Genomic DNA, 12,422 nt, shown 5'->3' on the forward strand with positions numbered 1-12,422 from the left:
CGCTCGCACCCTACGTATTACCGCGGCTGCTGGCACGTAGTTAGCCGGTGCTTATTCTTACGGTACCGTCATTAGCAAACTTTATTAGAGTTCGCCGTTTCGTTCCGTACAAAAGCAGTTTACAACCCGAAGGCCTTCATCCTGCACGCGGCATTGCTGGATCAGGCTTGCGCCCATTGTCCAAAATTCCCCACTGCTGCCTCCCGTAGGAGTCTGGACCGTGTCTCAGTTCCAGTGTGGCTGGTCGTCCTCTCAGACCAGCTACAGATCGTCGCCTTGGTGGGCCTTTACCCCACCAACTAGCTAATCTGATATCGGCCGCTCCAATCGCGCGAGGTCTTGCGATCCCCCGCTTTCATCCGTAGATCGTATGCGGTATTAGCACAGCTTTCGCTGCGTTATCCCCCACGACTGGGCACGTTCCGATATATTACTCACCCGTTCGCCACTCGCCACCAGGATTGCTCCCGTGCTGCCGTTCGACTTGCATGTGTAAGGCATGCCGCCAGCGTTCAATCTGAGCCAGGATCAAACTCTATAGTTCGATCTTGAATTTTTCGCTCTTTCGAGCAACTCATAAATTGGAATCAACGTGAATGTCTTTGACGACTTTCACATCTTTTTTACTTCATGAGCGTTTAAAGTCTTGCGACTTAGTTCCAAAGAACTTGGCAATTACCTTCAAACGCCCACGCTTATCGGCTGTAAATTTTTAATGATCCGAAACAGTTTTTACCTTGTTTCGCTTGCTTTGCTGTGATCAGCGAAGCCTTGAATTATGACACACTTTTTGAAGCACTGTCAAATCAAGCAAAAGATTTTTGCTTTTTTTAGAACTGCTCAGCAGCTCTAAAAAAAACACCCCGCCGAATGACGGGGTGTTTCGCTGTAATAGCCTGACGATGACCTACTTTCACACGGGAATCCGCACTATCATCGGCGCTGACTCGTTTCACTGTCCTGTTCGGGATGGGAAGGAGTGGTACCAAGTCGCTATGGTCGTCAGGCATAACTTTTTGTCACCCAGACTAGGTCTGGGCAACCAATTTATAGAGCTAATCAGCTTGTCTTTTACGACACCTGCCGGTGTGCTGTACACGGGCAGGATTTTGAATGCGTCAACTTGGCATAACTTCCTTGAGACACTTATCGTGAATCAAAGTTATAGGGTCAAGCCGCACGAGCAATTAGTATCAGTTAGCTTAACGCATTACTGCGCTTCCACACCTGACCTATCAACGTCCTGGTCTTGAACGACTCTTTAGGGGGCTCAAGGCCCCGGCAGATCTCATCTTGAAACGAGTTTCCCGCTTAGATGCTTTCAGCGGTTATCTCTTCCACACTTAGCTACTCGGCAATGCCACTGGCGTGACAACCGATACACCAGAGGTGTGTCCACTCCGGTCCTCTCGTACTAGGAGCAGGCTTCCTCAAATCTGCAGCGCCCACGGAAGATAGGGACCAAACTGTCTCACGACGTTTTAAACCCAGCTCACGTACCTCTTTAAATGGCGAACAGCCATACCCTTGGGACCGGCTACAGCCCCAGGATGAGATGAGCCGACATCGAGGTGCCAAACACCGCCGTCGATATGAACTCTTGGGCGGTATCAGCCTGTTATCCCCAGAGTACCTTTTATCCGTTGAGCGATGGCCCTTCCATACAGAACCACCGGATCACTATGTCCTGCTTTCGCATCTGCTCGACTTGTCAGTCTCGCAGTTAAGCACGCTTATGCCATTGCACTATCATCACGATGTCCGACCGTAACTAGCGTACCTTCGAACTCCTCCGTTACGCTTTGGGAGGAGACCGCCCCAGTCAAACTGCCTACCATGCACTGTCCCCGATCCAGATAATGGACCTAGGTTAGAACCTCAAACACACCAGGGTGGTATTTCAACGTTGGCTCCACGATACCTAGCGGCACCGCTTCAAAGCCTCCCACCTATCCTACACAGATCTGTTCAAAGTCCAATACAAAGCTACAGTAAAGGTTCATGGGGTCTTTCCGTCTTTCCGCGGGGAGATTGCATCATCACAAACATTTCAACTTCGCTGAGTCTCAGGAGGAGACAGTGTGGCCATCGTTACGCCATTCGTGCAGGTCGGAACTTACCCGACAAGGAATTTCGCTACCTTAGGACCGTTATAGTTACGGCCGCCGTTTACTGGGACTTCAATCAAGAGCTTGCACCCCATCATTTAATCTTCCAGCACCGGGCAGGCGTCACACCCTATACGTCCACTTTCGTGTTTGCAGAGTGCTGTGTTTTTAATAAACAGTCGCAGCCACCGATTTTTTGCAACCTCATTGGGCTCCATCCGCGAGGGACTTCACCTACTAAAGGCACACCTTCTTCCGAAGTTACGGTGTCAATTTGCCGAGTTCCTTCTCCTGAGTTCTCTCAAGCGCCTTAGAATACTCATCTCGCGCACCAGTGTCGGTTTGCGGTACGGTCGTGTGTAGCTGAAGCTTAGTGGCTTTTCCTGGAAGCAGGGTATCACTCACTTCGAGTGCAAGCACTCTCGTTATCACTCCTCATCTAAGCCCGGCGGATTTGCCTACCAGGCACGACTACAAGCTTGAACCAACATGTCCAACAGTTGGCTGAGTTAACCTTCTCCGTCCCCACATCGCACTACACATCGGTACAGGAATATTGACCTGTTTCCCATCAGCTACGCATCTCTGCCTCGCCTTAGGGGCCGACTCACTCTACGCCGATGAACGTTGCGTAGAAAACCTTGCGCTTACGGCGAGGGGGCTTTTCACCCCCTTTAACGCTACTCATGTCAGCATTCGCACTTCTGATACCTCCAGCACGCTTTACAACGCACCTTCACAGGCTTACAGAACGCTCTCCTACCACTTGCAATAAATTGCAAATCCGCAGCTTCGGTAACTGGCTTAGCCCCGTTACATCTTCCGCGCAGGACGACTCGATCAGTGAGCTATTACGCTTTCTTTAAATGATGGCTGCTTCTAAGCCAACATCCTGACTGTTTTAGCCTTCCCACTTCGTTTCCCACTTAGCCAATTTTAGGGACCTTAGCTGGCGGTCTGGGTTGTTTCCCTCTTGAGTCCGGACGTTAGCACCCGGTGCTCTGTCTCCCAAGCTGTACTCTGCGGTATTCGGAGTTTGCATTGGTTTGGTAAGTCGCCATGACCCCCTAGCCAAAACAGTGCTCTACCCCCGCAGGTAATACTTGAGGCACTACCTAAATAGTTTTCGGAGAGAACCAGCTATTTCCAAGTTTGTTTAGCCTTTCACCCCTATCCACAGCTCATCCGCTAGTTTTGCAACACTAGTCGGTTCGGACCTCCAGTACCTGTTACGGCACCTTCATCCTGGCCATGGATAGATCACTTGGTTTCGGGTCTACACCCAGCGACTAGACGCCCTATTCGGACTCGATTTCTCTACGGCTTCCCTATTCGGTTAACCTTGCCACTGAATGTAAGTCGCTGACCCATTATACAAAAGGTACGCAGTCACCCTTGCGGGCTCCTACTTTTTGTAAGCATGCGGTTTCAGGATCTATTTCACTCCCCTCCCGGGGTTCTTTTCGCCTTTCCCTCACGGTACTAGTTCACTATCGGTCAATGATGAGTATTTAGCCTTGGAGGATGGTCCCCCCATATTCAGACAGGATTTCTCGTGTCCCGCCCTACTTTTCGTTAGCTCAGTACCACACAGGTCTTTTCACGTACGGGGCTATCACCCGCTATGGCCACCCTTTCCAGAGTGTTCCGTTAAGTCTTGTGCTATCACTAACAGGCTTCTCCGATTTCGCTCGCCACTACTTTCGGAATCTCGGTTGATGTATTTTCCTCGAGCTACTGAGATGTTTCAGTTCACCCGGTTCGCCTCGCATACCTATGTATTCAGTATGCGATACCCCAAAGGGTGGGTTTCCCCATTCGGAAATCTCCGGATCAAAGCTAATTTGCCAGCTCCCCGAAGCTTATCGCAGGCTATCACGTCCTTCGTCGCCTATCATTGCCAAGGCATCCACCACATGCTCTTATTCACTTGACCCTATAACTTTGACATCTCTTGCGAGAGCCAAAGCATCTTCAAGGAATGCTTGTCAGGTCTTTCACCTGACGCGTTATGCCGTATTCAATTTAACTTGAATAACTCGAATTCAAACGTGAAGTTTGATATTCATTTTGACGCAATCAAAATTTGTTACTAACCACCACGCAAGGCACGGTCTGCACTAAACCTTTACGAATGTGCAGGTTCCTCACGCAGCTTATATGTTAGCAACGCTGATTAAACTCTATAAATTGTTAAAGAACAGCCGATTGATCAAGAGATCTTGATCAACAACAAAGTAGCCTCTTCCTTCCGAAGAATTCAAAGCAACTTTGGTGTTGACTTGATAAGTATCGTTTGAATGGTGGAGGATGACGGGATCGAACCGACGACCCCCTGCTTGCAAAGCAGGTGCTCTCCCAGCTGAGCTAATCCCCCATGTCAAAGACTATTGGACGGGATGGTGGGTCTGGTTGGTCTCGAACCAACGACCCCCGCCTTATCAAGACGGTGCTCTAACCAACTGAGCTACAGACCCAAGCCGGTCACTTCAAATCAAGCAAGCCTGATCGTTAGCGACAACCTTCCAACAACCGATAAGTGTGAGCGTTCAAATTAAATTGCAATTTTCCAGAAAGGAGGTGATCCAGCCGCACCTTCCGATACGGCTACCTTGTTACGACTTCACCCCAGTCACGAACCCTGCCGTGGTAATCGCCCTCCTTGCGGTTAGGCTAACTACTTCTGGCAGAACCCGCTCCCATGGTGTGACGGGCGGTGTGTACAAGACCCGGGAACGTATTCACCGTGACATTCTGATCCACGATTACTAGCGATTCCGACTTCACGTAGTCGAGTTGCAGACTACGATCCGGACTACGACTGGCTTTGTGGGATTAGCTCCCCCTCGCGGGTTGGCAACCCTTTGTACCAGCCATTGTATGACGTGTGTAGCCCCACCTATAAGGGCCATGAGGACTTGACGTCATCCCCACCTTCCTCCGGTTTGTCACCGGCAGTCTCATTAGAGTGCCCAACTGAATGTAGCAACTAATGACAAGGGTTGCGCTCGTTGCGGGACTTAACCCAACATCTCACGACACGAGCTGACGACAGCCATGCAGCACCTGTGTTACGGCTCTCTTTCGAGCACTAAGCCATCTCTGGCGAATTCCGTACATGTCAAAGGTGGGTAAGGTTTTTCGCGTTGCATCGAATTAAACCACATCATCCACCGCTTGTGCGGGTCCCCGTCAATTCCTTTGAGTTTCAACCTTGCGGCCGTACTCCCCAGGCGGTCAACTTCACGCGTTAGCTTCGTTACTGAGTCAGTGAAGACCCAACAACCAGTTGACATCGTTTAGGGCGTGGACTACCAGGGTATCTAATCCTGTTTGCTCCCCACGCTTTCGTGCATGAGCGTCAGTACAGGTCCAGGGGATTGCCTTCGCCATCGGTGTTCCTCCGCATATCTACGCATTTCACTGCTACACGCGGAATTCCATCCCCCTCTACCGTACTCTAGCTATACAGTCACAAATGCAGGTCCCAGGTTGAGCCCGGGGATTTCACATCTGTCTTATATAACCGCCTGCGCACGCTTTACGCCCAGTAATTCCGATTAACGCTCGCACCCTACGTATTACCGCGGCTGCTGGCACGTAGTTAGCCGGTGCTTATTCTTACGGTACCGTCATTAGCAAACTTTATTAGAGTTCGCCGTTTCGTTCCGTACAAAAGCAGTTTACAACCCGAAGGCCTTCATCCTGCACGCGGCATTGCTGGATCAGGCTTGCGCCCATTGTCCAAAATTCCCCACTGCTGCCTCCCGTAGGAGTCTGGACCGTGTCTCAGTTCCAGTGTGGCTGGTCGTCCTCTCAGACCAGCTACAGATCGTCGCCTTGGTGGGCCTTTACCCCACCAACTAGCTAATCTGATATCGGCCGCTCCAATCGCGCGAGGTCTTGCGATCCCCCGCTTTCATCCGTAGATCGTATGCGGTATTAGCACAGCTTTCGCTGCGTTATCCCCCACGACTGGGCACGTTCCGATATATTACTCACCCGTTCGCCACTCGCCACCAGGATTGCTCCCGTGCTGCCGTTCGACTTGCATGTGTAAGGCATGCCGCCAGCGTTCAATCTGAGCCAGGATCAAACTCTATAGTTCGATCTTGAATTTTTCGCTCTTTCGAGCAACTCATAAATTGGAATCAACGTGAATGTCTTTGACGACTTTCACATCTTTTTTACTTCATGAGCGTTTAAAGTCTTGCGACTTAGTTCCAAAGAACTTGGCAATTACCTTCAAACGCCCACGCTTATCGGCTGTAAATTTTTAATGATCCGAAACAGTTTTTACCTTGTTTCGCTTGCTTTGCTGTGATCAGCGAAGCCTTGAATTATGACACACTTTTTGAAGCACTGTCAAATCAAGCAAAAGATTTTTGCTTTTTTTAGAACTGCTCAGCAGCTCTAAAAATCTCTAACGCCTTTACTCGAAGCTCTCGATTATAGCACGAAAAAACACCGCAACAGGACGGGGCTACACCCTATAACGATCAGAGGCGCCCTTTAGGCGCTGAAGCAACGCAGGGGCTATCTCAAGCAAAGGCAGAACCTCATCTGCTGCGCCACACAAGATGGCTTCCCTGGGCATTCCAAACACAATGCACGAAGCCTCATCCTGTACATAGTTGTAGCTGCCAGCGTCCTTCATTTCCTTCATCGCTTTGGCACCATCGCCCCCCATGCCAGTGAGCATGATTCCATAGGCGTTTTTACCGGCGACTTTTGCAGCGGATTTAAATAGCACCTCAACCGAGGGCCTGTGACGATTTACCAACTCCCCGTCTTCGACCACACAAACATAGTTGGCACCGCTTCGGTCAATGCGGAAGTGCTTGCCGCCAGGCGCTATGTAAGCGTGCCCGGGAAGGATGCGTGCGCCGTGGACAGCCTCCTGTACAGTAATTTGGCACAGACTGTTCAGCCTTGCAGCAAAACTGGTCGTAAATCCAGGCGGCATGTGCTGCGTGATGACAACGCCCGGGGCATCGGCTGGTAGCCGTGTAAGGACCTCTTTGATTGCTTCGGTCCCCCCCGTAGAGGCGCCAATACACACCAACTTCTCTGTAGAGATACGCCCAATGGGAGCATTGAGCGGCGCGACTGCGCCAGACTGAGCATCTGGCTTTGAGCCTGTGGGAAGAGGTAGAGCTCGTTTGACTTGCGCAGCCGCGGCAACCCGAATTTTTTCAACAATGTTGGCTGACAATTCTTTCAGCCCATCTGTCAAACCGATCCTAGGTTTGGCGACAAAATCAATCGCCCCCAACTCGAGAGCACGCATCGTCACCTCCGCGCCGCGCTCCGTCAACGTGGAGATCATGACAACAGGCATAGGGCGCAACCGCATAAGACGCCCCAGAAAGTCCAGGCCATCCATCTTGGGCATTTCTATGTCCAAGGTAATGACATCCGGATTCAGGTCGCGAATCATTTCACGGGCGATCAAAGGATCATTCGCCGCCCCCACGCAAACCATGTCAGCCTGCTTATTGATGATCTCTGCCAACAAACTTCTGACAAGCGCAGAGTCATCAACAACCACAACCTTAATTTTCTTCATTGGCTATTCAAAACAGATCAACAGATCCACCTGCAGTGGATTTCGCGACGGATAGCGCATTTCCCTTGCGCTCCTCCACAGCCAACGTCTCGGGATGAGAATGCGCCAGCCTCTTCACCAAAGCCTTGCCGCTTACGGGAAAGAAGCACACCTTGCGTGGATGAATGTCCAATACATCTTGCGACACCACGGGAATCCGTTCGGTTGCCAAGTAGTCCAACACAAATTTGGTGTTGCGCTCGCCCACATTCATCGTGGTGAAGCCTGCCATGACTTGCGCGCCCCCAAAAATTTTAGCCTGCATACTCTCGCGACGAGCACCCAGCTTCAGCATCTCATTGATCAGCAACTCCATGGCATAAGACCCATAGCGTCCAGAACCGTCTGCGCTATCGCCATCAGGCAGCATGAAGTGGTTCATCCCGCCCGTTCTGGCCTTTCCATCCCAAATACACGCTGCGATACATGATCCCAGGACGGTCATGATGACCAGATCTTCGTTCGCCACGAAATACTCGCCCGGCAAGACCTTCACAGCATCGTACTGAAAATGATGGTCCGCATAGAAGAAAGACGCTTCACCAGGCTTCCGTGGCTGGGACTTGAGCTGATCAACCTTCGAAATACGGCCATTTGCTAGCATTTTGGGAGCAACCGTACCCACTAGGGAGCGGGCTCCGCTCGCAATTGTTGCGTTTTGAGGAAGGTTCATTTGATAAATGGATTTAATCTGGGCATTTGAAATTGGAAGATTCCAATGCCAATACAACTAGCGGCAGCGTTCGTAAACAGTCTTCCCTTTCAAAACAAACAAATCTTTCGAATCACTGAAATTCTCTGCGTGGCCAACGAAAAGCAATGCCCCTGGCTTCATCACACGGTATATTTTTTCAAGCACCCGTCGCTGCGTAGGAGCATCAAAGTAGATCATGACGTTGCGGCAAAAAACTGCATCAAACGGCTCTTTAAAAGGCCAATCGTCTTTGATTAAATTTACGATGATGAAATCAATTGACTGGCGCAATTCGGGCTTCACGCGCACCAACCCTGCATTCCCCCCCTTGCCCCGCATGAAAAACTTCCGCGCCAATTCAGCAGAAACGCCTTTCATAGCCTCTAGCCGGTAGACCCCTTGGGAAGCGGTTGCCAATACCTTGGAGTCGATGTCGCTCGCGGTTAAGGAAAACTTTCCTTTGCCGAGAACATCCATTGCCGTCATTGCGATGGAGTACGGCTCTTCCCCCGTGGAGGCGGCGCTGCACCACACACGAACACCAGAGCCGCCAGACTTCGTTTTCAAATAGTCGGCAAAAATCTCAAAGTGATGGTGCTCACGAAAAAAGGACGTCAAGTTAGTTGTCAACGCATTGATGAACTCCTGCCATTCAGGGCCATCCGTGGACTCCAGCCAACTCAAGTACTCACGGAAGCTCTGATACCCCGTGTCTCGCAGCCGCCGCGACAGGCGGCTATAGACCATGGCGTGCTTTCCGTCGTGGAGACTTATGCCGGCTCGTTGGTAGATCAGCTTCTGGACCTGATCAAAGTCAGCATTGGTCCATGCGAACTCCCTGCCTTGCATCTCTGCAGCAGATAAGGCGGGCGATTGATCAACTCGACTTTCGCGCACAGATGTCCTTGCCATATTCGTCAATCAAAGCAGAGCACATCAAAATAAGGCTCAATCAACAGCGCTGACCAACCCCATCTCAGGCGCAGACATCAACCGCTCTATGTCCAACAGGATCAGCATGCGGTCTCCCAGTGAACCCAAGCCCAAAACAGCCGCACTGTCGATCACACTGTCAATATCCGGCGCAGACTTCAAATTTTCCGGCGGAAGCTCCATCACGTCGCTCACGGAATCCACCACGATTCCGACAATACGGCTGCGAAGATTCAACACAATCACGACCGTGAACGAGTTGTACTCCGCCTTGGAGCAGTTGAACTTAAGACGCATGTCAACAATGGGAACGATTGTCCCCCGCAGGTTCACCACGCCTTTTATAAAATTTGGAGCGTTAGCAACTCTGGTCGGAGGCTCGTACCCCCTGATCTCCTGAACCTTCAGTATGTCAATGCCGTATTCCTCTTGATCCAACCGAAAGGTCAAGTACTCCCGCGCTCCCGAAGAGGTCAGTTCATTCAGTTTTTCCATCATGCCCATGACGAACTCCTTTTTTGAGCTTAGTGCCGCGACCGGCGCACGAGAGCACCTGTATCCAGAATCAACGCAACCTTCCCATCCCCAAGAATGGTGGCACCAGACACGTTGGGGACCTTGCGATAGTTGGATTCCAAGTTCTTCACAACCACCTGTTGCTGCCCCAATAATTCATCCACAAGCAGGGCGACTCTGCTGCCGTCGGCTTCAACAACAACCATGATGTCGCTGGATTTTTCAAAATCGAAACGGGGAATTTGAAAGACTTTCTCCAGCTCAATCACAGGCATATATTCATCACGGACTTTCACCAGCTGCGAGCCTTGACCAACCGTGCTCACGGCATCAGCTTTCACCTGGAAGGACTCCACCACTGAAGACAGCGGGAGAATATAGACCTCTTCGCCAACCCCGACGGACATACCATCCATGATGGCAAGTGTCAGCGGTAAACGCACCGACACCTTCATGCCATAACCCTCTGCAGAGTCAATTTCCACAGTCCCGTTCAGCGCAGCAATGTTCCGCTTGACCACGTCCATCCCAACGCCGCGCCCGGAGACATCTGTTACAACGGCTGCAGTTGAGAATCCCGGTGCAAAGATCAGTTGCCACACTTCAGCGTCCGACATCTGGTCAGAAACATCCAATCCTCGTTCTTTGGCTTTGCTCAGTATTTTGGTTCTGGATAAACCCCGCCCATCGTCTCGCACCTCAATCACAATTGACCCACCCTGGTGCGAAGCAGACAAGGTGATGGTTCCCGTTTCGGATTTTCCCGCGGCGATACGGTCACTTGGCATCTCAACGCCGTGATCACAACTGTTTCTCACCAAGTGGGTCAGTGGGTCGGTGATTTTTTCGACCAACCCCTTGTCCAGCTCCGTAGCCTCACCCTGCGTTACAAAGTCGACCTTTTTACCTAGCTTCCCGGCCAAATCACGCAACATGCGCGGGAACCGGCTGAACACGATAGACATGGGAATCATGCGGATGGACATCACAGACTCTTGCAAGTCGCGTGTATTGCGGTCCAAATCTGCCAGTCCTGTCAGCAATTGCTGGTAAACAGCGGGGTCCAGCGCTCGGCTGTTTTGCGCCAGCATGGCCTGGGTAATTACCAATTCTCCGACCAGATTGATTAACTGGTCTACCTTGCTGATCGCAACCCGGATGGTCGCAGCCTCCGGTTGCGCAGCTGCAGCGGCCTGCGCTTTGGGCGCTGCTTTCTGGGTGGCGAGCGATTCAACGGCAATGGCTCCCACTGAGGGCTCTGGAACGACCAATTGCTGCGGTGCACCAGGGGACCCATCGAAGAATCCGAAGGCCGTTCCTTCTGCCTGCCCATGCTCCATGGGCTGCGCTGAAGCCTGAACCACTGGGGCATCAGCCGCACTGCCACCGGCGGCAGAGATTACAACTTTCTCACGAGAGACGTGAAAAGCAAACAGATCCAGCAAATCCTCATCGGTTGAATTTGTTTCAACGGCAAAGACGCGGCAATCTGCGCGATCACTCGGTAAGGCACTGATCTGTCCCAGCCCCGGAATATCCCGGAATAGCTCCTGGATAGCATCTGCCTGCTCGGGCTTCTCCAATGGACCAATCTTAATTTCGATGCGTCTTCCTGCTCCGGAGGACGGGGATGCCACCGATGGGGCCTGCTGGATGGGCTTCGCAACCGCAGCTGGGGCCTGCACCATTTTTGGCGCTGGAGCCCCACCCGCTGCCAGCTCACTAATTCTGCGCACCAAATCACTGGTGGGCATTGCCTCACCCTCATCTCCAGCTTGATGACGCGCCAACAAACTCCGTGAGGCGTCTGCAGACTCCAAAAGAACGTCCACCATGGCAGCATTGGGCTGCAATTCGTGACGACGCAACCGATCCAACAACGACTCCATTTGGTGGGTCAGTTCAGCAACATCAGCAAATCCGAACGTCGCTGCCCCGCCTTTCACCGAGTGTGCACATCGGAAGATACCGTTTAGCTCCTCATCATCCGCTGTTTCCAGATTCAGATTGAGCAGCATCTGCTCCATCTGATCTAGGTTTTCGCCAGCTTCTTCAAAGAAGATCTGGTAAAACTGACTTAGGTCAAAATCTCCGCCCGCTCCGCCGCTGTCTTGATGGGTCTCAGCCATGTCGATCTCCTGTTTTTATGTCAACAATTGGACGGGGGTTACCGGATAACTTTTTTGATGACATCCAAAAGTCTCGCTGGATCAAACGGCTTCACAAGCCACCCAGTCGCGCCCGCAGCACGGCCAGCCTGCTTCATCAGGTCACTCGACTCGGTGGTCAACATCAGGATAGGGATTGTTTTGAACTGAGGGTGATCACGCAGTTTGCGAGTTAAACCCAAACCGTCCAAGCGAGGCATGTTCTGATCTGTCAGAACCAAATCAAAAGTCTGCGCCTGCGCCTTCTCATAGGCATCCTGACCGTCTACCGCCTCGACAACCTGGTAGCCTGCGCCAGTCAAAGTGAACGAAACCATTTTGCGCATCGAGGGCGAATCATCAACAGCAAGAATTAAAGGCATGGGGAACTCCAGAATGTCCTGTTAATGAATAAA

At 51.5% G+C, this 12,422-nt stretch carries 6 protein-coding genes, 2 tRNA genes and 4 rRNA genes (1 of these 12 only partly in view); all 12 read right to left on the reverse strand.

All coding sequences use genetic code 11. The annotated features are described in order from the left end of the window. Nucleotides 1-544, reverse strand: a 16S ribosomal RNA gene (locus AC07OE_RS18680) (it extends 991 nt beyond the left edge of the window). Nucleotides 545-894: 350 nt separating this feature from the next. After that, nucleotides 895-1,007: ribosomal RNA gene (gene rrf / locus AC07OE_RS18685) — 5S ribosomal RNA — on the reverse strand. 159 nt (nt 1,008-1,166) lie between these two features. Further along, nucleotides 1,167-4,044, reverse strand: a 23S ribosomal RNA gene (locus tag AC07OE_RS18690). A 365-nt stretch (nt 4,045-4,409) separates the two neighbouring features. Further along, nucleotides 4,410-4,485 (reverse strand) — tRNA-Ala (locus AC07OE_RS18695). Nucleotides 4,486-4,508: 23 nt separating this feature from the next. Further along, nucleotides 4,509-4,585, reverse strand: a tRNA-Ile gene (locus AC07OE_RS18700). A gap of 96 nt (nt 4,586-4,681) precedes the next feature. Beyond that, nucleotides 4,682-6,216, reverse strand: a 16S ribosomal RNA gene (locus AC07OE_RS18705). The 16S, 23S and 5S rRNA genes sit together here with 2 tRNA genes alongside, the layout of an rRNA operon. A gap of 375 nt (nt 6,217-6,591) precedes the next feature. Beyond that, nucleotides 6,592-7,677 (reverse strand): protein-glutamate methylesterase/protein-glutamine glutaminase, encoded by a 1,086-nt coding sequence (locus tag AC07OE_RS18710; RefSeq protein ID WP_495072079.1) that lies wholly within the window; start codon nt 7,675-7,677, stop codon nt 6,592-6,594. A 7-nt stretch (nt 7,678-7,684) separates the two neighbouring features. After that, nucleotides 7,685-8,320, reverse strand: a complete 636-nt coding sequence (gene cheD / locus AC07OE_RS18715) for a chemoreceptor glutamine deamidase CheD (protein WP_495072198.1) — start codon at nt 8,318-8,320, stop codon at nt 7,685-7,687. A gap of 126 nt (nt 8,321-8,446) precedes the next feature. Further along, the gene (locus AC07OE_RS18720; protein WP_495072080.1) at nt 8,447-9,322 is read right to left on the reverse strand and encodes a CheR family methyltransferase; all 876 of its coding nucleotides are present in this window, start codon (nt 9,320-9,322) and stop codon (nt 8,447-8,449) included. A gap of 36 nt (nt 9,323-9,358) precedes the next feature. After that, on the reverse strand, nt 9,359-9,847 hold the full coding sequence (locus AC07OE_RS18725; protein WP_495072081.1) for a chemotaxis protein CheW: 489 nt from the start codon (nt 9,845-9,847) through the stop codon (nt 9,359-9,361). A gap of 20 nt (nt 9,848-9,867) precedes the next feature. Further along, nucleotides 9,868-11,988: a chemotaxis protein CheW gene (locus tag AC07OE_RS18730; RefSeq protein WP_495072082.1), complete on the reverse strand. Its 2,121-nt coding sequence runs from the start codon at nt 11,986-11,988 to the stop codon at nt 9,868-9,870. A gap of 38 nt (nt 11,989-12,026) precedes the next feature. Further along, the gene (locus AC07OE_RS18735) at nt 12,027-12,389 is read right to left on the reverse strand and encodes a response regulator (protein WP_310346949.1); all 363 of its coding nucleotides are present in this window, start codon (nt 12,387-12,389) and stop codon (nt 12,027-12,029) included. Nucleotides 12,390-12,422: the final 33 nt, after the last annotated feature.

Source organism: Rhodoferax sp. GW821-FHT09E07, assembly GCF_059416145.1.

What these genes read in the sequence shown, in the direction of transcription:
- AC07OE_RS18710 (WP_495072079.1), bottom strand. Translation starts at nt 7,677, where the DNA reads ATGAAGAAAATTAAGGTTGTGGTTGTTGATGACTCTGCGCTTGTCAGA.
- cheD (WP_495072198.1), bottom strand. Translation starts at nt 8,320, where the DNA reads ATGCTAGCAAATGGCCGTATTTCGAAGGTTGATCAGCTCAAGTCCCAG.
- AC07OE_RS18720 (WP_495072080.1), bottom strand. Translation starts at nt 9,322, where the DNA reads ATGGCAAGGACATCTGTGCGCGAAAGTCGAGTTGATCAATCGCCCGCC.
- AC07OE_RS18725 (WP_495072081.1), bottom strand. Translation starts at nt 9,847, where the DNA reads ATGGGCATGATGGAAAAACTGAATGAACTGACCTCTTCGGGAGCGCGG.
- AC07OE_RS18730 (WP_495072082.1), bottom strand. Translation starts at nt 11,988, where the DNA reads ATGGCTGAGACCCATCAAGACAGCGGCGGAGCGGGCGGAGATTTTGAC.
- AC07OE_RS18735 (WP_310346949.1), bottom strand. Translation starts at nt 12,389, where the DNA reads ATGCCTTTAATTCTTGCTGTTGATGATTCGCCCTCGATGCGCAAAATG.